Annotated in this window: 23 protein-coding genes and 1 riboswitch; of the genes, 15 read left to right on the top strand and 8 right to left on the bottom strand. The window is 42.4% G+C overall.

Annotation, left to right across the window (positions count from 1 at the left end; genetic code table 11):
- Positions 1-2: 2 nt before the first annotated feature.
- Positions 3-1217 carry an AI-2E family transporter gene (locus NRI27_RS14755; protein ID WP_371391409.1) on the top strand — a complete coding sequence of 405 codons (1215 nt, stop codon included), beginning with the start codon at positions 3-5 and terminating at the stop codon, positions 1215-1217.
- 147 nt (positions 1218-1364) lie between these two features.
- On the opposite strand, the gene NRI27_RS14750 is transcribed toward NRI27_RS14755, so the two are convergent.
- A complete protein-coding gene (locus NRI27_RS14750) occupies positions 1365-2363 on the bottom strand; it encodes a substrate-binding domain-containing protein (RefSeq protein WP_371391408.1) in 999 nt (332 codons plus the stop codon).
- Positions 2364-2579: 216 nt separating this feature from the next.
- On the opposite strand from NRI27_RS14750, the gene modA reads away from it, so the two are divergent.
- The 6 genes from modA to NRI27_RS14720 all read left to right on the top strand — a co-directional run bounded on the left by modA (position 2580) and on the right by NRI27_RS14720 (position 7068).
- Entirely contained in the window at positions 2580-3359 is a 780-nt protein-coding gene (gene modA / locus NRI27_RS14745) for a molybdate ABC transporter substrate-binding protein (RefSeq protein WP_371391407.1), read from the top strand.
- Between the two features lie 21 nt (positions 3360-3380).
- On the top strand, positions 3381-4067 hold the full coding sequence (modB, locus tag NRI27_RS14740) for a molybdate ABC transporter permease subunit (protein WP_371391406.1): 687 nt from the start codon (positions 3381-3383) through the stop codon (positions 4065-4067).
- Between the two features lie 13 nt (positions 4068-4080).
- Positions 4081-4737 (top strand): ATP-binding cassette domain-containing protein, encoded by a 657-nt coding sequence (locus NRI27_RS14735; protein WP_371391453.1) that lies wholly within the window; start codon positions 4081-4083, stop codon positions 4735-4737.
- A 126-nt stretch (positions 4738-4863) separates the two neighbouring features.
- Positions 4864-5994, top strand: a complete 1131-nt coding sequence (yfkAB, locus tag NRI27_RS14730) for a radical SAM/CxCxxxxC motif protein YfkAB (protein WP_371391405.1) — start codon at positions 4864-4866, stop codon at positions 5992-5994.
- A 69-nt stretch (positions 5995-6063) separates the two neighbouring features.
- Positions 6064-6774, top strand: a complete 711-nt coding sequence (locus tag NRI27_RS14725; RefSeq protein WP_371391404.1) for a YwaF family protein — start codon at positions 6064-6066, stop codon at positions 6772-6774.
- Between the two features lie 117 nt (positions 6775-6891).
- Positions 6892-7068 (top strand): hypothetical protein, encoded by a 177-nt coding sequence (locus NRI27_RS14720; RefSeq protein WP_371391403.1) that lies wholly within the window; start codon positions 6892-6894, stop codon positions 7066-7068.
- Positions 7069-7353: 285 nt separating this feature from the next.
- Here the strand turns inward: NRI27_RS14720 and ribH are convergent, their stop codons facing one another.
- The 4 genes from ribH to ribD are packed head-to-tail and all read right to left on the bottom strand — an operon-like array spanning position 7354 to position 10785.
- Entirely contained in the window at positions 7354-7821 is a 468-nt protein-coding gene (ribH, locus tag NRI27_RS14715) for a 6,7-dimethyl-8-ribityllumazine synthase (protein WP_371391402.1), read from the bottom strand.
- A gap of 3 nt (positions 7822-7824) precedes the next feature.
- Positions 7825-9027: a bifunctional 3,4-dihydroxy-2-butanone-4-phosphate synthase/GTP cyclohydrolase II gene (locus NRI27_RS14710; protein WP_371391401.1), complete on the bottom strand. Its 1203-nt coding sequence runs from the start codon at positions 9025-9027 to the stop codon at positions 7825-7827.
- A 12-nt stretch (positions 9028-9039) separates the two neighbouring features.
- Positions 9040-9696: a riboflavin synthase gene (ribE, locus tag NRI27_RS14705; RefSeq protein WP_317946091.1), complete on the bottom strand. Its 657-nt coding sequence runs from the start codon at positions 9694-9696 to the stop codon at positions 9040-9042.
- Positions 9697-10785 (bottom strand): bifunctional diaminohydroxyphosphoribosylaminopyrimidine deaminase/5-amino-6-(5-phosphoribosylamino)uracil reductase RibD, encoded by a 1089-nt coding sequence (gene ribD, locus NRI27_RS14700; RefSeq protein WP_371391400.1) that lies wholly within the window; start codon positions 10783-10785, stop codon positions 9697-9699.
- Between the two features lie 59 nt (positions 10786-10844).
- Positions 10845-10994: riboswitch (FMN riboswitch) on the bottom strand.
- 234 nt (positions 10995-11228) lie between these two features.
- Here ribD and NRI27_RS14695 point away from each other — a divergent pair.
- The 7 genes from NRI27_RS14695 to NRI27_RS14665 all read left to right on the top strand — a co-directional run bounded on the left by NRI27_RS14695 (position 11229) and on the right by NRI27_RS14665 (position 17096).
- Positions 11229-11663 carry a GNAT family N-acetyltransferase gene (locus NRI27_RS14695; protein ID WP_317946095.1) on the top strand — a complete coding sequence of 145 codons (435 nt, stop codon included), beginning with the start codon at positions 11229-11231 and terminating at the stop codon, positions 11661-11663.
- Positions 11664-11780: 117 nt separating this feature from the next.
- Positions 11781-12731, top strand: coding sequence for a mevalonate kinase (gene mvk, locus NRI27_RS14690; protein WP_371391399.1), 951 nt, complete (start codon positions 11781-11783; stop codon positions 12729-12731).
- Positions 12732-12766: 35 nt separating this feature from the next.
- A complete protein-coding gene (gene mvaD / locus NRI27_RS14685; RefSeq protein WP_371391398.1) occupies positions 12767-13747 on the top strand; it encodes a diphosphomevalonate decarboxylase in 981 nt (326 codons plus the stop codon).
- 16 nt (positions 13748-13763) lie between these two features.
- Entirely contained in the window at positions 13764-14888 is a 1125-nt protein-coding gene (locus NRI27_RS14680; protein ID WP_371391397.1) for a phosphomevalonate kinase, read from the top strand.
- Positions 14885-15916: a type 2 isopentenyl-diphosphate Delta-isomerase gene (gene fni, locus NRI27_RS14675; RefSeq protein WP_371391396.1), complete on the top strand. Its 1032-nt coding sequence runs from the start codon at positions 14885-14887 to the stop codon at positions 15914-15916. Before NRI27_RS14680 ends, fni begins: the two co-directional genes overlap by 4 nt.
- Before the next feature lie 138 nt (positions 15917-16054).
- A complete protein-coding gene (locus tag NRI27_RS14670; RefSeq protein ID WP_371391395.1) occupies positions 16055-16327 on the top strand; it encodes a helix-turn-helix domain-containing protein in 273 nt (90 codons plus the stop codon).
- 25 nt (positions 16328-16352) lie between these two features.
- The gene (locus tag NRI27_RS14665) at positions 16353-17096 is read left to right on the top strand and encodes an LAGLIDADG family homing endonuclease (protein ID WP_371391394.1); all 744 of its coding nucleotides are present in this window, start codon (positions 16353-16355) and stop codon (positions 17094-17096) included.
- A 130-nt stretch (positions 17097-17226) separates the two neighbouring features.
- Here NRI27_RS14665 and NRI27_RS14660 read toward each other — a convergent pair whose 3' ends face one another.
- The 3 genes from NRI27_RS14660 to parE all read right to left on the bottom strand — a co-directional run bounded on the left by NRI27_RS14660 (position 17227) and on the right by parE (position 22991).
- Positions 17227-18456 carry an MFS transporter gene (locus tag NRI27_RS14660; RefSeq protein ID WP_371391393.1) on the bottom strand — a complete coding sequence of 410 codons (1230 nt, stop codon included), beginning with the start codon at positions 18454-18456 and terminating at the stop codon, positions 17227-17229.
- A 135-nt stretch (positions 18457-18591) separates the two neighbouring features.
- The gene (gene parC, locus NRI27_RS14655; RefSeq protein WP_371391392.1) at positions 18592-21024 is read right to left on the bottom strand and encodes a DNA topoisomerase IV subunit A; all 2433 of its coding nucleotides are present in this window, start codon (positions 21022-21024) and stop codon (positions 18592-18594) included.
- The gene (parE, locus tag NRI27_RS14650) at positions 21021-22991 is read right to left on the bottom strand and encodes a DNA topoisomerase IV subunit B (protein ID WP_371391391.1); all 1971 of its coding nucleotides are present in this window, start codon (positions 22989-22991) and stop codon (positions 21021-21023) included. The genes parC and parE overlap by 4 nt, the downstream gene beginning before the upstream one ends.
- A 273-nt stretch (positions 22992-23264) precedes the next feature.
- On the opposite strand from parE, the gene plsY reads away from it, so the two are divergent.
- The gene (gene plsY, locus NRI27_RS14645) at positions 23265-23867 is read left to right on the top strand and encodes a glycerol-3-phosphate 1-O-acyltransferase PlsY (RefSeq protein WP_371391390.1); all 603 of its coding nucleotides are present in this window, start codon (positions 23265-23267) and stop codon (positions 23865-23867) included.
- The last annotated feature ends 21 nt before the right edge of the window (positions 23868-23888 follow it).

Raw genomic sequence — 23888 nt, 5'->3', positions numbered from 1 at the left:
CAATGGGTACGCATCATACTTCTGAAAAAGGACAGGCGACCAATCGCATGGACAATGGCTCGTCAAGAACCATTCGTTTTCTTGGAGGCCGTACGACAATGTTCGTCCTTCTCTCAATTTTACTGATTGGCATTATTATTTTAGTCTTCAGTAAAGTGGCGTTTATCTTTTATCCGATTAAAGTGTTTTTCTCGACTGTTGTTTTACCAGTTATTTTAGCGACAATCGCGTATTATTTACTGCGACCGCTTTTACGCTTATTGGAGAAGTGGAAGATTCCTAGGATATGGGGTATTTTAATCCTCTTCATTGCATTAATAGGTTTAATCACTTTACTCGTATTTCTCGTTTTTCCTTTTTTAAAGACTCAATTTATGAATTTAATAGATGAGTTTCCTACATATTTCAATCAGATGCTCATTAATATTGACTCGTTTTTACGCACTTCGATCTTTTCATCTTATTACAAAGAATTAGATATTGACGTCAACAAGTTCTTGGATGAACGGTTAGGGTCTATTGGACAACTATTTACGGATGCAATTGGCGGACTTGCTTCTGGTGTCACATCATTCATCTCTGCCTTAACCGGATTTGTTCTGGCGATTGTGACTGTACCTTTCATCTTGTTTTATTTATTGCTAGAAGGTGAAAAATTTCCGAAAATGCTATTGAAAATGTTGCCTCCGCGTCTCCGTGACGATGCCCAAGAAATTTTCGAAGACGCTGACCATCAAATCAGCGCTTACATTCAGGGACAAATACTCGTCGCAATTTGCATTGGCATAATGGTTTCCATCGGCTTTCGAATCATCGGTATGGATTATGCTTGGCTATTAGGTGTACTCGCCATGTTTACAAGTGTCGTTCCATATTTAGGCCCAATCATCGCAATTACACCTGCAGTCATTATTGCAATTGTCACTTCACCTTTCATGCTCGTGAAGCTTGCCATTGTGTGGACGATTGTACAATTAGTCGAAGGGAAGTTCATTTCCCCGCAAATTATGGGGAAATCGCTGCATATCCATCCGATCACAATCATTTTCGTATTGTTAACAGGTGGTTCTTTGTTTGGGGTAGTAGGGGTCGTATTCGGTATCCCCGGCTATGCGTTGCTAAAAGTAGTGTTCACGCATTTGTTTAAACTGTTACGTCTTCGGTATAATAAATTCGAAACGGATGAACAGTATCATTATGAAAAACCTTCAAGGTAACAATATGCATAAAAAAAGACGATGAGGTGTAAAGCCTTCTCGTCTTTTTTCATGTGCATCGGAGGTACAATTATTAACATAATATTATTATGTAAACCTGTCGCTGTACTCCATTAGCATCCTATTATTTTATTCAGATCGAGCACGTTAAGGTGTTTCATACAGTATTGTGCCTGTCATCGAAAGGTCATACCCGCTCATTGCACGCATTTCATTTTTGAAATCTTCTCCTTGTAGGGTCCTCAAAATGCTATCGCGCAAGTGCTTGTTGTCAGGTCTTTTAAACATTACAAGGTCATATTGCTCTTGGATGAGGGGGATGAAGTCCACGTCTACTAACGCGGCGGCTTTCTCGATTCCGATTCCAACGTCAGCTAGCCCATTTGAAACCTTACTCGCAACAGCAATATGGTTCATTTCAATTTGTTCGTATCCTTCAATACGATTGCCTTTTATTCCTGCCATACGCAATTGTTCATCCAACAATACTCTAGCCCCTGAGCCGATTTCCCGATTGATCATTTTTATAGACGGTCTTTGCAAGTCACTCCAGTGTCGGATGTTTTTCGGATTGTCTTTTTGCACATACAGACCTGCCTTCCTTGCTAATAAATTCATCACAATAAAAGAATGTCCATTTAATATACGCTTAATGTAAGGAATGTTGTACTCTCCTGTATCCCCGTCAAACAGGTGAGTACTCACAATATCCGCTTTGCTATTGTACATAGCAATGAGGCTGTTTAAACTACCTTGATAAGAACGTAATGGTCGGTAGCCAATGTTCTCTTTTTCGATTGCACTCGCTAGTAAATCGAGGCTCATGTCTTGACCACTAATGATCACTTGACGGGTTGCAAAGGTAGGGAAGTGAGGTGGAGGTTCTTCAGTGAATGCTTCGTTAACCTCATTCGTACTATCCATTGGTTGCTCTTTTGTGTGCGGGATAGGAGATGCAGATACACCTCCACTTTTTGTACTTTCCTTATAGGCTTCTAAGTCAATCGCATCGACACGCATTTGACGCCCAACACGATACGCACGAAGCTCACCTTTTTTTATCAAATCATAGATCGTCAATTTTGATACTTTCAATTGCTCAGCAAGTTCTTCAGTTGTAAACGATGTCGTAGATTGGTTATTCATAGTAGCCTCCTAGTAGGATTCTTCTATTCATTGTCCCTTATTAAAAAATAATTTGCAAGATTAGAACATGTATAATAGGAATAAATAATGATTGGTATATTCGATTATGAACGAGAACTATTTAAATCTATTAAATTATAATTAGTATGCTATAGTTATTTTATGTTATGTTTAGATATATCTAAATACAGTAAAGGATAAGGGGATGGAAGTAGCGTGATTCGGTTAAAGAACATATGGATTGCTCTTTGTGTTGTCGGATTATTGGCTGGTTGTTCATCGAAAAGTGGTAGTAACGATGGCGAAGAGGAAGTAGAATTAGTAGTCGCTGCGGCTGCAAGTTTAACAGATGCATTGACAGCGTTAAAAGATTCGTTTGAAAATGAACATGAAAACGTAACGGTTACCTTCAATTTTGGCAGTTCGGGTAAATTGGCGACCCAAATTACGCAAGGTGCGCCTGTAGATGTGTTTTTATCCGCAAGTCCTAAGGATATGGATGTTCTAGAAGGTGAAGAACTCCTGATCGATTCGACGCGTAGTAATTTTACGGAAAACGCGCTCGTGTTGATTAGCCACAGCGATGCACATTTCCAAGTACCTTCATTTGAGGACATTGACAATGCAGCAATCACGAACATTGCAATTGGGGAGCCGGAAAGCGTGCCTGTCGGGCGTTATACTAAAGAGGTGTTAGAGCACCTTGACTTGTGGGATACATTGCAGAACAAACTTGTTAGGGGTTCTGATGTACGGCAAGTATTAACGCATGTAGAATTAGGGAATGCAGATCTTGGTGTGGTGTACTCGAGTGATGCATTCATTTCTGACAAGGTGAAGGTGTTAGCGGAAGCGGATCCAAATTGGCATGCGCCGATCGTTTATCCAGGTGCGGTCGTAAAAAGTACGAAGCATGAAGCGGAAGCTCATGCATTTCTTGCGTATCTAGGTAGCGAGGAAGGAAAAAAAGCATTAGAGGCATATGGTTTCAAGTAATTCGCAAAGGAGTGTGCACGGATGATGGACATGAGTTATTCACCGTTACTGTTGTCATTAAAAGTGGCGGTCATTTCCACTGCAATCGTTTTTCTACTCGGCCTCATTTTTGCACACCGATTTTCTAGGAAAGAATTTTTCGGGAAAAGTATTTTGGAAGCGTTGTTTTTACTACCACTTGTATTACCCCCAACGGTTGTCGGATTTGGACTGCTGATCCTGTTCGGTAAAAAAGGATGGATCGGTAAATGGCTGCTGGAATGGTTTGATTATCAAGTTGTGTTCACTTGGGTTGGTGCAGTCATTGCGGCTGTTGTGGTCTCTTTTCCACTCATGTATCAAAGTGCATCTGCCGCCTTTACGAGTGTAGACGTGAAATTGGAGAACGCCGCGCGGACGATGGGTGCTTCTGAGTGGCGTGTATTTTGGACAATTGCGTTTCCCATCGCTTGGCCAGGATTACTTGCAGGATTCGTGCTGTCATTTGCTAGAGGGCTCGGAGAATTTGGCGCGACCCTTATGCTGGCAGGTTACATTCCGGGGAAGACAGACACCATTCCGATGGCCATCTATTTTGCTGTAGAAGCCGGGCAAATGGAAAAGGCAACGTTTTGGGTGGTCATTATTGTTGCGCTTGGATTTAGTACGATTTTGTGGTTGAACTGGTGGAGTAGACGGAATATGAGGCGATATTCAAATGAAAAGTAAAGTAGGTGTGCCCATGCTTGAAGTGACGATACAAAAACAACTTGCGCACTTTCCATTGGATGTTTCGTTTACGATGAGAGATGAAATTCTTGTGCTATTTGGACCTTCAGGAGCAGGCAAGACGACCATTCTGAATTGTATCGCAGGGCTAGCCAATCCAGATGGCGGAAAGATCGTGTTAAATGATCAACCGTTTTTCCACTCACCGAACAATTCACTACCCACTCAAAGAAGAAATATTGGCTATCTTTTTCAGGATTACGCCTTGTTTCCACATATGACGGTCGAGAAGAATATCTATTATGGTGTAAAAAAAACAACGGTCAAGGTAAATACCATCATTGAGCAACTTATGAATGTGCTTGGAATTGAACATTTACTGGACAAGTATCCGCACCAAATTTCCGGCGGTGAAAAACAACGTGTAGCATTAGCAAGAGCGTTAGCGACGGAACCATCCATTCTTTTATTGGATGAACCGTTATCCGCACTGGATAAGCAAACGCGTATCGAGTGTCAGAATGAGCTCATTCGCATCCATGAAATGTGGAAAATCCCGTTCATTATTGTGACACACGATCAAGAAGAAGCTGAAAAATTGGGGCATCGGATGTTATTGATGGAGCAAGGAAAAATCATTGAAGAAAGAAGATGTAGAATAAGTACATGAATTCATACTACACAGTGCCTTCTGAACATCATACGGATGGTGCTTTTTCATTGTAAACCCTTGAATAACTAGACGATCAAGCGCATACTTAATAAGTTACTTATCTAATTTAGGAGTTTTGATCATATGACAACTTACAGTATTGAAAACCGTCCGATGACTGTTGAAAACGATCCGTGGGAAGCGTATATGGATGTCAAACAACACGGTCAATTGACGTTATCGAGTATCGAATTTACTACGACTTATTTATGTAATATGCGTTGTGAGCATTGTGCAGTCGGATACATGTTACAACCGAAAGATCCGGACGCTTTGCCGATCGAACTATTGACCGCTCGATTGGATGAAATTCCACATTTGCGGACAATCAGCATTACGGGTGGCGAGCCGATGTTCTCAAAAAAATCGGTTGAACAAGTCGTGTTACCCCTTTTGAAATATGCACACGGACGTGGCGTCAAAACGCAGATGAATTCTAATTTGACAATGCCACTCGAACGTTATGAGCAAGTAGCCCCTTATTTAGATGTATTGCACATCTCACACAATTGGGGGACGGTAGATGATTTTGTGGAAGGCGGATTTGCCAACATGGAAAAGCAGCCGCCACGTGAACGAAGAGCAGCGCAGTTCCAACGCATGATCGATAACAGTAAAGCTCTAGCTGATATGGGTGTGATGGTTTCAGCAGAAACGATGCTGAATAAACGGACATTGCCACATTTACAATCTATTCATAAACAAGTAGTCGAAGAGATGAAGTGTGCACGTCATGAAATCCACCCGATGTATCCGAGTGATTTTGCAAGTTCTCTAGAAGTATTGTCGCTTGCAGAAACGAGAAAAGCATTGCATGATTTGCTCGATGTCCGTGATGAAGATACGTGGATGCTATTCGGCACGTTACCATTTTATCCTTGCAGCCCACTCGAAGAAGACCTTCAACTGTTAAAGCGGATTTACAACAGCAAAAATGTTTCCGTTCGAAATGATCCGGATGGACGCTCTAGATTGAACGTCAATATCTTCACAGGAGATGTCATTGTCACAGATTTTGGTGACACACCGCCGATGGGGAACATTACATCGGATTCGTTACCACACATGCTCGATCGTTGGTTAGAACGTCCACTCGCCAAGTCGATTAGTTGCCATTGCCCAGCTGTTCAATGCCTAGGGCCCAATTTACTTGTCAAGGATGCCTATTACAAGGACGTCGATTTTACTACGCGAAACGCAAAGATTACACGCTAATCAGATGGAACCATTCTCTAACAATTTCGTTTAATGAGTAGAAAGAAGTTTGTCGGAGGAGGTGTTCCATTGTCCGCGCCATTTGTCATGTTTTCGACCGTCCACATCGCTACATTATGCGTCATTTTAGCGTTGATGATCAGTTTGTTTGCATTCCGGAAGAAATTCCAATTTGACATGCAAACAACGAGACGTATAGAGCGGGGAATTGCACTTTCATTAATTGGGATGGAAATCCTTTATCATGTATGGATGGTACAATCGGAGCGTTGGCGATTAGTCGATTCATTGCCATTGGAGCTATGCAGCTTGTCGCTACTCGTTACAGCTTTTCTGTTATGGACGGGAAATAAGCATGTCGTCGATTTTGTTGTTTTTGCGGGGATTGGAGGCGCGCTCCAAGCAATTGTAACACCCGTGTTGGATATGGATTTCCCACATTTCCGTTATTTTCATTTCTTTTTTACCCATGCAATGATTATCCTAACGGGTTTATATTTCATCTGGATAAAAGGATATCGACCGACTTTTAAAGGTGTTGTTAAAACGATGGTCGTCTTAAATATTCTATTGCCAGTGATCTTGCTTGTGAACAAGTTAGTTGACGGGAATTACATGTTTTTACGAAACAAGCCCGATAATGGTAGTTTATTAGACGTGCTAGGACCGTATCCATGGTATATTCTTTCACTTGAGGCGGTTGCGTTTCTCATTTTTACACTTTTGTGGCTAGGATTACGAAAATCTACTCGTCAATCTCGATCTGTGAGCGGAGACTGACGAAACTCTAAAGCGACGTATATAGGTACGTTCCATCCTCGAATTTATGTAGACAATGCTATAAGGGAAATGGTACGATTTAGGAACTACGATGAAGAAAACCAAGGAGGACATGCGATGACTGAACAAAAAACGAAAATCAGTTTAAAAGACGCAGTCAAACAACAGCTTGAAGCAAAGAAGAACAAAGCTTCCGTTAACAAACGAACTGGCAACCCTATTCAACAAGGCCCTAAAATGAAAAGCCAGCAAGCAAAACCGGTCACACAGTCAAGTAGAAAAATGGGGATTTAATGATAATTAGGTAGAGGGGAAGAATTCCCTCTACCTTTTTAATGAAATTTGTTATGCAAAGTAATCTCTTCAGCCTGATTGAAAACGCTTGTCGGGTGGAAGGCAGTCTAAATTCGGGACTTCCTGTCCCAACGACTGCATGACCTGCATCCTGCAGTCCCCCGCGAAGGTGAGAGAAGACGCGAATAGAACTAAAGTTCATGAGCGGACGAGCGAGACGAGCAACAACGGATGCGAGCGTTTGTCAACAGGCTGCGTAGAGGGGAAGATCCCCCTCTACTTTTTTTATGCCATCGCTTTGATCAAGTTTGCCATTTCAATGGCAGCCATTCCAACATCCCAACCTTTGTTACCCGCCTTCGTGCCTGCACGCTCGACAGCTTGTTCAATCGTCTCTGTCGTCAACACACCAAAAAGCACGGGAATCTCTTCTGTCATATTCAAAGAGGCGATCCCTTTTGCCACTTCATTACATACATAGTCAAAATGAGGAGTTGCTCCTCTAATGACCGTACCGAGTGCGATAACGGCGTCATATTTCTTTGAGGCAGCCATACGCTTGGCTATCAAGGGAATCTCAAATGCACCTGGCACCCAACAGATTTCGATATCTTCCGGTGCGACACGATGTCTGACTAAAGCGTCTTGTGCTCCGCTTAGTAGTTTGCCGGTAATAAACTCATTAAATCTTGAAACGACGATGCCTATTTTTAAGCCATCACCTATTAAATGTCCTTCATATTTTGTATACATCGCTCATTTCGCTCCTTCGTATAAAAGATGTCCAAGTTTCTCTTTCTTCGTTTTCATATACTGTTCATTCGCTTCGTGTGTCGGTATTTCAATTGGAACTCTGCGCGTGATTTGAATGCCATGCGCTTCAATACTGTCCATTTTTCGTGGGTTATTCGTTAACAACTGGATTTGTGTACAACCGAGCTCTTTCAAGATTTGTGCACTGACGTCATACGTACGGCAGTCATCGTCAAAACCTAAAAGGGCATTCGCTTCGACCGTATCATAGCCTTGTTCTTGCAACTGATACGCTTTCATTTTATTGACAAGCCCAATCCCACGCCCTTCTTGCCGCATATAAAGAAGGACACCGACTCCAGCTTGTTGGATAGTCGCAAGTGCGGCATGTAGCTGGGGGCCACAATCACATCGACAAGAACCGAAGACATCTCCTGTTAAACATTCGGAGTGAATTCTGACGAAAGGGGCTTCGACAGTAGCCAAATCACCCATTACAATGGCAATATGCTCTTGACCCGTCCATTTCTCTACATAGGTATACGCTGTAAATTCTCCATATGTCGTCGGTAAATGAGTTGACACAATGTGTTCGATAAGTTTTTCGTTCTTTTTCCGATAGGCAATTAATTGCTCAATTGAAAGGATGACTAGGCCTAAACGTTCAGCAAGTTCTTCAAGTTGACGTCCTCTCGCCATCGTTCCATCTGCATTCATAATTTCACATATAACACCTACTGGCTCAGCGCCTGCAAGTTTCGCCAAGTCGACCGCCGCTTCCGTGTGGCCAGGTCGTGTCAAGACGCCACCTTGTTTGGCAACTAAAGGGAATATGTGGCCAGGTCGTCTAAAATCGGTTGCCACAGAAGTATGATTCAACATTTTCATAATCGTTTCCGATCTTTCGAATGCAGATATGCCAGTATGTGCATCCGCGTGGTCGATACTGACCGTAAAAGCGGTACCATGCGCATCTGTATTCGTTCCGGTCATCGGGGAAAGCCCTAACTGTTCACTCTTTTCCTCTTCAATCGGCACGCAAATGAGTCCTCGACCTTCCATCGCCATGAAATTGATCATTTCAGGTGTGGCAAATTCCGCAAGTGCTACGAAATCACCCTCGTTTTCTCGCTTCTCGTCATCGACAACAATAATGGCTTTTCCTTGTTTAAGTTGTTCGAGTGCTGTTTCTACCGATGCAAACACGTTCTCAGCTCCTTATGCGTAAAATCCGTTTTTGACGAGTGTATCCATTGTCAGTACGTCTTTTTGATGTTGTTTTTGAGTCGCTGGGCGGCATAGTTGCTCTACATATTTCGCAAGTATGTCACATTCAACATTTACATAATGGCCAACTACCTTCATGCCAATAATGGACTGTTGTTGCGTCGTTGGAATTAATGAAATTGTACAGCCAGTTGAAAACACATCAAAAATCGTCAATGAAGTTCCGTCAATTGTGATGGACCCTTTCGGAATCATGTATTTCAACAACGATTCTTCTAGTTGAATGTCCATATACAGTGCATTTTCGTGTTTGCGCATTGAAGTGATTTTTCCTATGCTGTCAACGTGACCTGATACGATATGTCCGCCAAAGCGGCTCGTCATGGCCATTGCTCGTTCTAAATTCACTTTGTCTCCCTTTTGGAGTTTGGATAACGTAGTCGACTGAAACGTTTCCGGCATGACATCTGCAGTAAAATACGTTGATGTAAAAGATGAAACCGTCAAACAGACGCCATTCACAGCTAGACTATCACCGAAATTGACATCCGCAAGAACAGTCGTACAGACGATCGTTAACGACATAGATCGGTTTCCTCTGTTTACTGCATGCACCGTTCCAATTTCTTCAACAATTCCAGTGAACAATTAGTCATCACCTCGCTTGTTGAAAAGGGCATGGATACGTACATCCTCATGAAGTGTTTTCATATCGAGGATGTCGAGCATTTTCCCTTCAGCGATACGGGTACAGCCGTGGTCCATGAAAAGGGAAGGACCGTTTCCAATCAGTTTCGGGGCTACATACAAATACAATTCATCCGCTAAACCTGCTGTGATGAAACTGGAGTGTACTTGACTGCCACCTTCAACGAGTAGTTTCATAATCCCACGTTTACCGAGACGTTTTAACACCTCGTGTAAATAGTCGACATCAGGAGGAATCGACTCAACGGTTACGAGGGGGTATTTTGCGAACTGGTTCGTCAGTGTGTCTTGTCCGACAGTAAAAATGATTGTTTCTGCAGCATTGTCCTGAATGACATTAGCTGTTTGTGGCGTCCGTAGATGCCTGTCTAAAATTATGCGAATAGGGTTCTTTCCACCATGGGGCAAACGGGTGGTGAGGAAAGGGTTATCTTGAAGAATCGTATTTACACCTACTAGTATCGCATCATGGGTATGGCGGAGGGTATGGACATCCGATCTTGCGTGTGACGAAGTTATCCATTTGCTGTCCCCAGTGTGCGTCGCTAGGCGGCCGTCCAATGATGTGGCGGCTTTTAAGGTGATATACGGTGTTCCGTGTTTTATAAAATGAAAATATGCCCGGTTACTAAAATCTGCCTCTTTTGTACAAATAGCTAAAATGACTTCAATGCCTGCAGCTCTAAGAAGCCTGATCCCTTTGCCATTGACGGCGGGATTAGGGTCCAATGACGCAATGAAAACGCGTCGTATACCGCTCTCAATAATGGTATCCGTGCACGGTGGCGTTTTCCCCGTATGTGCACATGGTTCCAGTGTCACATACAAATCGGCATTCTGTGCTTGCGCGCCGGCCATTGTTAAAGCGTGCACCTCAGCATGCGGTGTCCCTGCACGTACATGCATACCTGTTCCGACAATTTGGCCGTCTTTTACGCAAACAGCGCCGACAATCGGATTCGGAGAAGTGTGACCTTCAGCAGTCATTGCAAGATCTAAAGCGAGTTTCATATAAGTTTCATCTGTCATTTTGTTCCCCCTTTCAACATGAAAAGGGCAGACGTATAGTGGGCATGGCAAAAAAACGCCTGCAACTTCTCCCATCCAGACTTTCACTGTCGGTGCCGGAGTTACACCAGCTCCACCGTCTTCAAGTAGAGAAGAACGGGTCACGGACTGACGAGCGCGATTGCTCGATCACCGCCGGTAAGGAATTTCACCTTGCCCCGAAGTTGCAGTATTTTATTTACCGCAATCAATTTAGCACAAAAATAGCGACTTGCCAAACTCTTTTTATAAACAAGAAAGCGTCAATTGTTGATTAACCGTCGTTTTTAAGCGCTTAAAATGCTATCATGAAGTGTATTTAGAGTCATTTAGCTTATACAATCTGAACGGATTGAAAGAAAGATAGGTAAAATAGATTGAACTGAAAATGAATCGTTTGAAACATTCAAGAATGGAGGCGACGAATGGAAAATCGTACAATTGAAGAATTACAATCACGGCAAGAACTACTGGAAGGATTTCATGTCATGCGGTACCTACGACCTCAATTTACTGAGCAAAGTTATATCGCACTGGTGGAAGAAGCTCAAAAGAACGAGACCTACCGCCAATTCGCATTGCGAGTAGATGGACGTATCGTAGCTGTGATTGGTTTTCAACCAATGATTACGCTTTATTACGGAAAGTATATTTGGGTCTGTGATTTAGTGACTGACATAGCATTTCGATCAAAAGGATTTGGTGAACAGCTATTGACGTTTGTCCATTCGCTTGCAAAGAAAGAAGGATTTGACCGGATTGCACTATCTTCTGGTCTCCAACGAGAACATGCACACCGGTTTTATGAAGAAAAAATGGGGTATGAGCGTGCGAGTTTTGTTTTTACAAAAACGCTGTGATCCATTCATAAAGCCAAATAGCTGAAATAGGGCACTATGTACTTTATAATGAGGAAGAATTAGCAGGTTTACACCAGTGAATCGTTGAATTTTGTTGAAAAAGTGAGGAACACACGCATGTCAAGAGAAGCAGAAGGTAAAGCACACGGAAAAGTAATCCTCATCGGAGAACATTCCGTTGTTTATGATAAACCTGCAATTGCCTTGCCATTTCCGGTTGTGAACGTCGTTGCGACTGTAAGGGAAGGTATTGAAAATGATAATAAAACGTCAATTTGTGTAACAAGTCGATATTTTAGTGGTGAGCTTCAACAGGCACCTGTCGAGTTATCCGGTTTTAAAGCGAGTGTAGAAGAATCGCTGCAATTGTTACATGCCACGGATACGAATTTATCGATACAGATCGATTCATCCATACCGTCAGGAAGAGGATTAGGATCGAGTGCAGCAGTCGCTCATGCTGTCGTAAAAGGGATCTTTCATTACTTTGATGCACCTTTGCCACATGATGTGCAAATGCACCTCGTTCAAATTGCCGAAACGCATGCGCACGGCAATCCGAGTGGCATTGATATGGAAGCTACTTCAAATGAAGCGCCCATTTGGTTTCAAAAAGGAAAGAAGACAACAGCTCTTTCTTTCAAGAAACCTTTACATATCGTCATCGCGGATTCTGGACAATTCGGGGATACGCGAACGGCTGTGGAGAGTATACGCCATATGTATCGAAACCAACCGACGTCTGCTCGGGCATCGATTGACTTGCTAGGTGCGTACACGCATGCGTGTAAAGATGCATTGCTGGAAGGCAATAGCACAAAAGTTGGCGAGTTGTTGAGTCTTGCACAAACGGAATTAGTCACACTCGGTGTCAGTGATACAAAGCTGGATCATTTGATCACAATCGCTAGAGCGAACGGTGCACTTGGCGCTAAATTGACGGGCGGCGGTCGTGGCGGCTGTGTGTTATGTTTGGCGGAAGATGAACAACATACGCAAAAGTTGGCAAGTGCGTTAGAAAAAGCTGGAGCTTGTCAAACATGGACGAGTCGTATTAGCCATCCATAACAAGAGCAGAACAGATTATGAAGTGAGGGTTTTTGATGAAAGCAACTGCAAGAGCGCATACGAATATTGCGCTAATTAAATATTGGGGGAAACGAGACGAACAATTGTTCCTTCCGATGAATAATAGCATTTCCATTACACTCGACCAGTTTTATACTACAACTTCGGTTACTTTCCAAGACGACTTAGCATCTGATGTGTTCGTATTGGACGGAGTGGAACTTGGTGGTGCAGAACAAAACAAAATTTCAACTTTTCTAGACCTCGTCAGAAGAATGACGAAGCATCATGGGCATGCAGTTGTGGAGTCCTCTAACAATGTCCCGACTGCTGCAGGTTTCGCCTCATCCGCTTCAGGCTTTGCAGCATTGGCTGCAGCTTCTACGAAAGCGCTTGGGTATGAAATATCTGATGCAGGACTATCAACTCTTGCTCGACAAGGATCGGGTTCTGCGTGTCGGTCGATATACGGGGGATTCGTCGAATGGCATATGGGTGAAAAGATTGATGGAACCGATTCATTCGCCACGCAACTTCTTTCAGAAGAAGACTGGCAACTGAGCATAATATCCGTCATGGTCGAAGCGAAACAGAAAAAAGTGTTAAGTCGAGAAGGGATGAAAAGGACGGTTGCAACATCGCCTTTTTACGACGGTTGGTTAGCTTCGCTTGAACCGGATCTACTTGCAACGCGTGCAGCAATCGCCGACCGTACGTTTGAACAATTAGGAACGGTGCTTGAACGGAATGCGATGAAAATGCACGCCACAATGTTAGGTGCTAATCCTCCATTCATGTATTGGATGAGCTCCACGATTGAAGTGATGCAAGCAGTTCAGGAATTGCGAGAAGACGGCATACAGGCATATTTTACAATCGATGCAGGTCCGAATGTTAAAGTGATTTGCCAACCGGCAGATGAAAAGGCCGTAATGGACAGGTTAAAACAGCTGATGTGCGTGAAAGATCTATTCCTTTGCCATCCAGGACCTGGTATCCACTATTTAACTACATGAAGGAAGGAATCGATGTATGAAACCACCAACCTTAACCGTCAGGGTACCAGGTAAGTTGTTTATCGCAGGAGAATATGCTGTGTTGGAACCAGGAGGGCATAGTGTAGTTGTAGCTATCGACCGGTATGTGTATGCGCATCTGACAGACAGTCCGGAATTTGTCGTCAACTTACACCAAATCGGTTTTTCAAAAATATCTTGGTCCGAAACGGATGACGGATTACGCTTCTGTAAGTATGCGCCAAAACTAACCTTCATCCAAAATGCCATTACCGTTTGTCATCAATACATACGACATGTTGGTATTCAAGTGGAACCATTCAGCTTATCAATTGACAGTGAACTGGATGATTTCGCTACGGGCAAAAAATACGGTTTAGGGTCAAGTGCGGCGGTCGTTGTTGCAGTTATAAGCGCTATTTTACAAAAACATCATGCTCATGGAATTCCTTTGTCGCATGAAGTGATTTATAAGTTAGCAGCAATTGCACACTTCACGACGCAAGGAAGTGGTTCTTGTGCTGACATTGCAGCGTCAACTTACGGGGGATGGCTTCATTATCGTACATTTGATGCGAATTGGTTGATCGAACAACTTGAAGACGGGGTAGACGTCCATACACTTGTTGCCAAACAATGGCCTGGTTTACAGGTGAAAACTATTCAGCCACCAGCCGACTTGGAATTAGTCGTCGGATGGACAGGGAGCGAAATGTCGACAGTGAAGATGATCGACCGTATTCGTGCATTACAAACGCAGCGGCCACATCGCTATGCGGCTTTTATAGACCAGAGCACAGAGGCAGTTTTATCTATGGTTAAACATTTTTCAGCGAACAATTTAGCGGGTGCTCTACAGAGTCTAACCGCAAATCGTAAAGCATTAAAAGCGTTAAGTGAAGAAGTGGATGCCGTCATTGAAACACCTAGTTTGCAAGCTTTGATACAGATTGCGAATGAGTACGGAGCTGGTAAAACATCAGGTGCTGGCGGTGGTGATTGTGGTATTGCGCTCGTTTCAGAAAAATCGTTTGTTGATTCATTAAAGAGAGAGTGGCGACAAGCGGGCATCGAACCATTGAATTTGACTGTCTGCATGGAAGGCACAAAGAGGATAGAAAAGGGGGATTTAATCGTATGACGGATTCGATCCATACACGGAAAGCCGAACACATTGAGATTACGCTTAATGAAAAAGTAACGGGTACAAACATTTCGACTGGACTTGAAAAAGTTCAATTTATTCATAATGCACTACCTGAGATTGACTTTAATGAGATTTCCATTGAAAGCAAGTTCTTAAATGAGCAAAGACCGACACCGTTCGTTATTAGTTCGATGACAGGTGGAGCTGCATTTGCCGAAACAATCAATCGGAACTTGGCCATTGCTGCTGAAAAACGAGGATGGGTGCTTGCGTTAGGTTCGATGCGTGCATTAATCGAAAGTGAAGAACACCGTGCATCTTTTCAAGTGCGTAAATATGCACCGAATGTGCCAATCATCGCTAATTTAGGCGCTGTTCAATTAAACTATGGATTTGGCGTTGAACAATGTAAACAAATTATCGAAATGACAGATGCGAATGCATTAGTGCTTCACTTAAATACGATTCAAGAAGTCATCCAACCGAATGGAGACTTGAATTTCAAAGACTTACTCTTAAAAATCGAACAATTAACGAAAGAATTAGGCGTACCGATAGGCGTGAAGGAAGTCGGTTGGGGAATTGATGGGAACACTGCCAAGAAACTGTGTGACGCCGGCATTTCGTTTGTCGATGTAGCTGGTGCAGGTGGAACTTCTTGGAGCCAAGTCGAAAAATTCCGTTCAAACGACCCAGTAAAACGCGCTGCCGCAGAAACGTTTAGTGGTTGGGGCAATCCGACCGTCGACTGTGTTGTAGGTGTTCGTGAGCAGGTTGCAAATACATCGATCGTAGCAAGTGGCGGCATGTATACGGGGCTAGATGCTGCGAAAACAATTGCGTTAGGTGCTGATATGGTAGGCTTCGGCAGATCAATTTTAAAAGAAGCAACACTTTCTGTTGAAGACGTAATGACGGTCATGGAAACGAAAGAATTGGAATTGCGAATGGCTATGTTTGGAATTGGCGCTAAGGATATTCAAACTTTACAAGCAACCGATCGAGTTGTTTATCATCGATAAAATTACTCAACATGTCTTTTCTCATGAATCTTGAGAGAGGGCATGTTTTATTTATAGAGTTACTTGCATATAGGAACTAAAGTTCGTATGATGGAAATGAATAATGATTCAAATATGCGATGGGGTGGGATGAGATAAATGGCTAGGAAAAGGGGAATTACGGACGAACATATTATTGAAATGTATGTAAGTGGTATGTCCTATGTAGAGATGAGCTCAATTATCGGCATAACAAATCGTGCTATTCGTAATGTATTAGTCAAACATGGTATTGAAAGAAAGCCAATCGGTAGACCACGTATTTACCAAGTGAATGAACATTTTTTTAAGACGTGGACACATGACATGGCTTGGATACTTGGGTTAATTTATCACGGATGGAAATGTCCAAAAAGACCTTCACAGTATTAGCCTTGCACAAAAAGATGAAACTATTTTGTGGAAAGTTGCGGCAGTTATGGAAGCACATCCTGTTATCAGGGATCCAGTAGGGACACGAAAGACACCGTTGTTAATCATCAACTCAAAAATTATTAAAGAGGATTTAAAGCAATTAGGCATTACTTCAAACAAGTCTTATACTGTGCCATTTCCTGACGTCCCTGAACAATACTTGCCTGCATTTATACGGGGTGTGATTGATGGGGATGGATGGGTTGATCGGGAAGGATATAGCTTAAATATTACGACTGCGAGTTTTAAATTCGCTATGGGTATTATGAAAACTTTTGAACGCTGGAATATTAACCCTTTTCTACAGACGACCAAGAGTACTTCATCTCAAAAGAATATTTATCGAGTCTGGGTTAAAGGAAAACAACAAGTACTTACACTAGCCCAAATTATTTACTTGAATAGTGACTCTAATTATATTGCCTATAAAAAGAGTCGAATGTTTTTCCATAGTGATCCTAATAATCTAAAATTATTAGGGAAATTTCAAACTGCACAAGGACGCATTCGCTTTAGAACTACAATAAGCATAGAACGATTAGAGCCCGTTAAACAACTTGCGATAAAACAAAACGTTCCAATCAATCCGAAAGACCGTATTCATTTTAAAACAACTTATCAAAAATCGTTACTTGAAGAGTTGAGAGTACTTGCGAAATCCCGTGGATTGTATATAAATGATCTAATCGAATATAGTTTAAAATTTCTAGGGGATCGTGGTAAATAATCTCCTATTTCTTTGTTAAAAATTTAAGTTAACATAATATTTATTTTGGGTAGTTAAATATCATCATTAAGTATACTTGAAACAGTGAGACGAAACGCGATTTTTTACATAAAAACCCGCAGCAAATCATTTACACGATTTCTGCTGCGGGTTTTTCAATTTGTGGCTGTTCAAAAGTGATATTTTTCTTTTTCATCAATACATAAAATAACACCGTTAACGTTAAACTGATCATCCCAAATAGTATGACCATTGTTTGCAACCCAACGATATCTAAAAATGCGCCTGTGCTCACTAACACGACTTGAAACATGACCCGTTCTAACATATTACGGAATGAGAAAAACCGGCCGTGATATGCTTTTGGCATTTGTTTCTGAAAAATGACCATTGCTGTTGGGAAAAAACAACCTAACGCAAAACCTAACACAGCAAATGCGCTAAGCGTCATAACGACACTACTTGCAAAAAAGAGCATGAATTCTGCAACTGCAACCATCGTTGCAAAGAAAAATAAGATAACCGTCGTCTTCCATTTCTGTGCGATGTATTTGACCGCAAACGATCCAATCATGAACGCAATGCCTTCAAACGTATAAATGAGTCCTTTTATGGATGAAGAATTTTGGATTTCACTAATGTTAATGACGATCAAGTTAAAGGAGCCGATAAATAATAACGGGATTAACGTCATAACAAGCGTCATACCGACAGTAGGAAATGCTTTTAACACTGGGAATACGTCCATGAAACCACTATTCTCGCGTTGCTTTGCACTTTTCCCTTCGTCTCTCCCCTTCCCTTCATCAATTTTCAGCATAAGTGTAAACCCTAGTAACAAGCCGTATGCCAATAAGGAAACCCAGTACAACGATGCTAATGACCAGTACACAAGCATGACGCCAGCTAATGCAGTGCCTGCTACCCTTGCTATCGTTGCTACGTTCATATGCAAGCCGTTCATGGCTAACAGATCTTTATCCTTCACAACAAGCGGAATTGCAGCTTGTAGCGCCGGAAAGTAAAACGTTGCCGCTAATTGAATTGAGACGATGAATGCGACCATCCACCAAACAGAGCCCGTAGCAATGGCAAGCAGCATGAAAACGACACTGATCATTCTCCCAATACCTGCTATAAGTAATACAGTCTTTTTACGTGATTGGTCAATAATCCGTCCTGCCGTTGGACCTGCAATAATACCTGCTAGTAATCCAATCGATAAGATAATGGCTTTGACAAAATCAGAGGGTATTTTTGCTTGAAGAAACTCAAGATTACCGATGATTCCCGTCCATAATCCGAGACCTGCAATCATCTCACCACTCAGGATAATCCAAACATTACGATTGTTCCACATGGCACTTCCCCATTCTTCTATATATTTCGGTTGTCGAATTAGTATACGGCAAATCAAAGGAAAAGTCACTCTTTTTTTACGAAGCAATGAAAAATACGCCCGTCTCATCGTGAACTGATGAGACGAGCGTATTTATTAACTTTTTGGATCAGCTGTCACTGGTTTAATGACGGCTTGTACTTTACCGTCCCTTGTTTCATCCACGAGCGCACTACCATTGGATAAACGATCGACTAACCGTAAATTCCCTGTTTCAATTGGAATTTTATTATCTTTTGTCGTCGTCAAAATGACTGTATCTCCAGGTTTGACGAGTGCTGTTCCGACAATTCGATGCGGATTTGCCTTCAACTCTTTTAGCACGACCATCCCACGTTGTGCTCTTGAAGCTTGCTCAAATTCTTTCAAGGCAATGCGTTTAATGGATCCTCGTTGTGTTCCAATGACGATGGATTCCGCTTCATCACGCAGTACGAGCATGGAAACAAGCTTATCGCCAGACTTTAAGTTAATGCCTTTAACACCTGAAGTACGAACGCCAGTAATCGATAACTCCGTTAAAGAGAAGCGTAATGCATAAGCTTGTTCCGTGAAGAGAATAACATCTTCCTCGCCTGTTACAAGCTGTACATTCGTCATTTTGTCGCCTTTCTTCAAGTTCATCGCTTTGAAAGTCCTTGAATAGCGTTGTACTTGGAAGTCGGCTAACTTGGATAGTTTTATGTTTCCATTGTCTGCTACTGTGAGAACAGCTGTTTGCTCGTCGAAACTTTCGATGCCGATTGCTGCAATGATCTCTTCGTTCGGTTCTAAGGAAATGATACTTGAAATATGTTGGCCTAGATCTCTCCATCGAATATCCGGTAATTCATGTACAGGTTGATATAAATAATTACCGAGTGAAGTGAACAATAGCAAATGATGCTGTGTGTTCATGACTGCTTCAAGTAAACTATAATCAGAATCCTTCATTTCCTGGCCAGTGCCGTTTGACGCGCTGTACGAACGCATGCTCGTGCGCTTCACGTAACCATCTTTCGTTACAGACACGACAACTTCTTCACTAGGAACGAGGATATCAAGGTCTACTTTAATACTTTCAATCTTTTCTTCGATGACCGATCTACGTTGTTCAGAGAATTGCTTCCGAATTTCCATCAGTTCTTTCTTAATGACGGAAGCTAACTTCTTCTCACTTGTTAAGATGGCGTTCAACTTTTCGATCAGTTTCCGTAGCTCTTCATCTTCTTTACGAAGCTCAGTTATATCCGTATTCGTTAAGCGGTACAACTGTAGGGAAACAATTGCTTCCGCCTGTACTTCTGTAAACGAAAACTTTGTAATTAAGTTGTTTTTTGCATCCCGTTTATCTGCTGAAGCCCGAATCGTTTTAATGACTTCATCCAAAATGGACAAAGCTTTTATTAATCCTTCAACAATGTGTAAACGGTCTTTTGCTTTCTGGATATCATACGTCGATCTTCTCGTTACGACTTCTTTTTGATGATCAATATACGCATCTAGCAGCATCGGTAATGACATAAGTGTAGGTCGACGATTTGAAATGCCGACCATATTAAAATTATACGTAATTTGCAAATCTGTGTTTTTTAATAAATACTGTAAAATCGCATTGCCGTCCATATCTTTCTTCAACTCAACAACAATACGGAGACCAGAACGATCTGATTCATCACGTACATCGGCAATTCCATCAAGCTTACGATCGACTCGAAGTTCATCCATTTTCTTGACGAGGTTTGCTTTATTGACATCATACGGAATTTCAGTGATGACAATTTGTGACTTACCGGCTTTTAATTGCTCAATTTCTGATTTCGCACGAATGACAAAACGTCCTCGTCCCGTTTCATATGCGGTTTTGATACCATCCGTTCCTTGGATAATCGCACCTGTCGGGAAATCAGGACCTTTCAATACTGTCATTAATTCATCTACAGATACCGTAGGATCATCCATGCGCATCAATACAGCGTCGATCACTTCATGCAAAGCATGCGGTGGAATGTCTGTCGCATACCCTGCAGAAATCCCCGTAGAGCCGTTGACGAGCAAATTAGGAAAACGAGACGGTAAAACAGTCGGCTCCGGTTCTGTATCGTCAAAGTTCGGCACGAATTCAACCGTATCTTTGTTAATATCACGGAGCATTTCAGAAGCAATTGCGGATAGTCTTGCTTCTGTATACCGCATTGCAGCTGCCGAATCGCCGTCTACCGAACCATTGTTCCCATGCATATCAATCATCAGATGGCGAAGTTTCCATTCCTGACTCATCCGTACCATCGCATCGTAAACAGACGTATCACCGTGCGGATGGTAGTTACCGATTACATTCCCCACGGTTTTTGCAGATTTACGAAAGGCTTTATCGTGCGTATTTCCTTCATGGAACATTGCATATAAAATCCTTCTTTGTACGGGTTTCAAGCCATCTCGTGCATCTGGTAGTGCTCGATCTTGAATGATGTATTTACTATATCGACCAAAACGATCCCCGATTACTTCTTCTAGCGGCAGATCTTGGTACCGTTCAGTTGAAGTCATTCAAAGTCCCCCTCAACATGCAAAAATTCATTCTCAAGTATATTCTTTTCTTCTGTACCGAAGTCCACGTTACTTTCAATCCATTTTCTACGTGGCTCGACTTTATCTCCCATTAACGTCGTCACACGTCTTTCCGATTGTGCGCCGTCTTCAATCGTTACACGAATCAGCGTACGTGTATCAGGATTCATCGTCGTTTCCCATAGCTGATCGGCATTCATTTCACCAAGACCTTTATAGCGTTGGAGCATATACCCTCTACCAATTTTCTTGATTGCTTCGTCAAGGTCAGCTTCTGTCCACGCATAAGCGATTTGTTCTTTCTTGCCTGTCCCTTTGAAGACTTTATAAAGAGGTGGCAGTGCAATGTATACTTTTCCTGCTTCGATTAATGGTTTCATATAACGATAGAAAAACGTTAGCAAAAGGACTTGGATATGGGCACCATCTGTATCGGCATCCGTCATGATGATTACTTTGTCATACGCAATATCATCCAATTGAAAATCGGCTCCTACGCCGCCACCAATCGCGTGAATAATCGTATTGATTTCCTCGTTCTTCATGATGTCTTCAAGCTTCGCCTTTTCGGTATTAATGACTTTACCACGTAACGGCAAAATAGCTTGGAATGTCCGGTCTCTACCTTGTTTCGCAGAACCGCCTGCTGAATCACCCTCGACAAGATACAATTCGTTTTTCGAAGCGTTTCTTGACTGTGCAGGCGTCAGCTTACCTGTGAGAAGTGTATCTGACCGTTTACGTTTTTTCCCTGAACGAGCATCTTCACGGGCTTTACGTGCTGCCTCACGAGCTTGTTGTGCACGAATCGCTTTTCGGATCAGACTCGCGCTCAATTCCGCATTTTCTTCCAAGAAATAAAGAAGGTGCTGAGAAATGATGGCGTCTGTCGCCGTACGGGCTTCACTCGTACCAAGCTTCCCTTTCGTCTGTCCTTCAAACTGTAGAATTTCTTCAGGAATACGGACAGACACAATCGCAGATATCCCTTCACGAATATCCGAACCGTCCAAATTCTTATCCTTTTCCTTTAAGATGCCTGTCTTGCGCGCATATTCATTAAACACGCGCGTCATCGCACTTTTCGCTCCTGTTTCGTGCGTACCGCCATCTTTCGTCCTTACGTTATTGACGAACGATAAAATGGTTTCTGAGTAGCCATCACTGAATTGAAATGCATATTCAACTTCAATTCCGTCAGCCTCACCTTCAAGATAAGCGACTTCATGCAAGACATCTTTTTCTTCGTTCAAATATGCGATGAACGCTTGAATGCCCGTTTCATAATGAAATACGTCGTGTTTATCGGAACCTTCTTCTGTTAAGACGATCTTTAAGCCTTTTAGAAGAAAAGCTGATTCTCTTAACCGTTCTGCTAAAATTTCGTATTGGTATTTCACTGTAGAAAACATGGTTGGATCCGGTTTGAAATGAATCAACGTACCCGTTTCTTTCGTCGTTCCGATTTCTTCTAACGTCGTTACAGGCTTACCGCCACGTTCAAATCGTTGGCGGAACTTTTTTCCGTCACGGCAGATCGTCACTTCTAGCCATTCGGAAAGCGCATTTACTACTGATGCACCTACACCATGTAAACCGCCACTCGTTTTATAGCCACCTTGGCCAAATTTCCCGCCAGCATGCAAAACTGTCAAAATAACTTCCGTCGTCGGTTTTCCGGTTTTATGCATTCCGGTCGGCATCCCACGCCCGTAGTCACGTACGCCGATGCTGCCGTCCTCGTGTAATGTCACATGTACTTCTGATCCGTAGCCGGCAAGTGCTTCGTCAACCGCATTGTCGACGATTTCATACACGAGGTGGTGCAGTCCCCTCGAATCCGTCGAACCGATATACATACCAGGTCTCTTTCTAACTGCTTCGAGTCCTTCGAGTACCTGAATGGAATCATCATCATACGTATAAACTTCTTCTTTCTTCGTCAAATCGCAACCCCCATCAAACGAATGTTCTCTTTGTTAAATATCTGTTATCGTAACGCTTCCTCTAAATGTTGTCAAATCAACGTTTCAAGAAGCTCGCTCAATTAATTGTATAGAAGAAACCGCTTTATTGCAATTACATGAGGAAAATGTTAGCACAACGTTAAAAAGTTCACGTGATTTTTTACCGTGTAGGTGACCAAATTACGTGCATTGTCGGTTTCCCTAACTTCTGCTACACTTATTGTATTGAATTACGCTATAAAGGGGAGCATTATGGACATTTTTTTACTAATTTTGAGCGCATATTTGCTCGGATCCATTCCATCTGCATTATGGATTGGCAAAGTCTTTTACAATACGGATGTACGCGAACATGGAAGCGGAAATTTAGGCGCCACGAATACATTTCGCGTATTAGGGAAAACAGCTGGTCTTATCGTTACGATCATTGATATTTTAAAAGGAACTGCTGCAGTTCTTATCACATTTATCCCGTTTTTCAGCTCGACAGGCATCCATCCCCTTTTCATCGGCTTTTTTGCGGTCATCGGACATATCTTTCCGATCTTCGCGAAATTCAAAGGTGGAAAAGCGGTTGCAACATCAGGGGGTGTCTTACTCGGTTATAACTGGCCAATTTTCATCATTGTACTTCTGACGTTTCTGTTGGCACTCAAAATGACGAAAATGGTTTCTCTCTCATCAATGATCGTTGCGGTCGTCGGTTTCGTGTACTGTATTGCCTACTATGTGTGGACAGGAGATTTCTATTTAATGATTGTCGTTGGATTGATGGGCATTTTCATCTTTTACCGACACCGTGCAAATATCGGCCGCATTAAAGCCGGAACTGAACCGAAAGTAAAATGGTTGTAAGAATAAGCACGACACTTGAAA

The organism is Sporosarcina sp. OR05 (assembly GCF_041414805.1).
In the GTDB taxonomy this organism is placed as follows: domain Bacteria; phylum Bacillota; class Bacilli; order Bacillales_A; family Planococcaceae; genus Sporosarcina; species Sporosarcina saromensis.
Note: the sequence above shows the minus strand (reverse complement) of the source record. Positions and strands in the feature narration are given on the sequence as shown.

Bases quoted from the DNA above. Each gene is read 5' to 3' on its own strand.
- NRI27_RS14755 (WP_371391409.1), top strand. From the start codon at position 3: ATGGGTACGCATCATACTTCTGAAAAAGGACAGGCGACCAATCGCATG.
- NRI27_RS14750 (WP_371391408.1), bottom strand. From the start codon at position 2,363: ATGAATAACCAATCTACGACATCGTTTACAACTGAAGAACTTGCTGAG.
- modB (WP_371391406.1), top strand. From the start codon at position 3,381: ATGATGGACATGAGTTATTCACCGTTACTGTTGTCATTAAAAGTGGCG.
- NRI27_RS14735 (WP_371391453.1), top strand. From the start codon at position 4,081: ATGCTTGAAGTGACGATACAAAAACAACTTGCGCACTTTCCATTGGAT.
- yfkAB (WP_371391405.1), top strand. From the start codon at position 4,864: ATGACAACTTACAGTATTGAAAACCGTCCGATGACTGTTGAAAACGAT.
- NRI27_RS14720 (WP_371391403.1), top strand. From the start codon at position 6,892: ATGACTGAACAAAAAACGAAAATCAGTTTAAAAGACGCAGTCAAACAA.
- ribH (WP_371391402.1), bottom strand. From the start codon at position 7,821: ATGTATACAAAATATGAAGGACATTTAATAGGTGATGGCTTAAAAATA.
- ribD (WP_371391400.1), bottom strand. From the start codon at position 10,785: ATGACAGATGAAACTTATATGAAACTCGCTTTAGATCTTGCAATGACT.
- NRI27_RS14695 (WP_317946095.1), top strand. From the start codon at position 11,229: ATGGAAAATCGTACAATTGAAGAATTACAATCACGGCAAGAACTACTG.
- mvk (WP_371391399.1), top strand. From the start codon at position 11,781: ATGTCAAGAGAAGCAGAAGGTAAAGCACACGGAAAAGTAATCCTCATC.
- mvaD (WP_371391398.1), top strand. From the start codon at position 12,767: ATGAAAGCAACTGCAAGAGCGCATACGAATATTGCGCTAATTAAATAT.
- NRI27_RS14680 (WP_371391397.1), top strand. From the start codon at position 13,764: ATGAAACCACCAACCTTAACCGTCAGGGTACCAGGTAAGTTGTTTATC.
- fni (WP_371391396.1), top strand. From the start codon at position 14,885: ATGACGGATTCGATCCATACACGGAAAGCCGAACACATTGAGATTACG.
- NRI27_RS14670 (WP_371391395.1), top strand. From the start codon at position 16,055: ATGGCTAGGAAAAGGGGAATTACGGACGAACATATTATTGAAATGTAT.
- NRI27_RS14660 (WP_371391393.1), bottom strand. From the start codon at position 18,456: ATGTGGAACAATCGTAATGTTTGGATTATCCTGAGTGGTGAGATGATT.
- parC (WP_371391392.1), bottom strand. From the start codon at position 21,024: ATGACTTCAACTGAACGGTACCAAGATCTGCCGCTAGAAGAAGTAATC.
- plsY (WP_371391390.1), top strand. From the start codon at position 23,265: ATGGACATTTTTTTACTAATTTTGAGCGCATATTTGCTCGGATCCATT.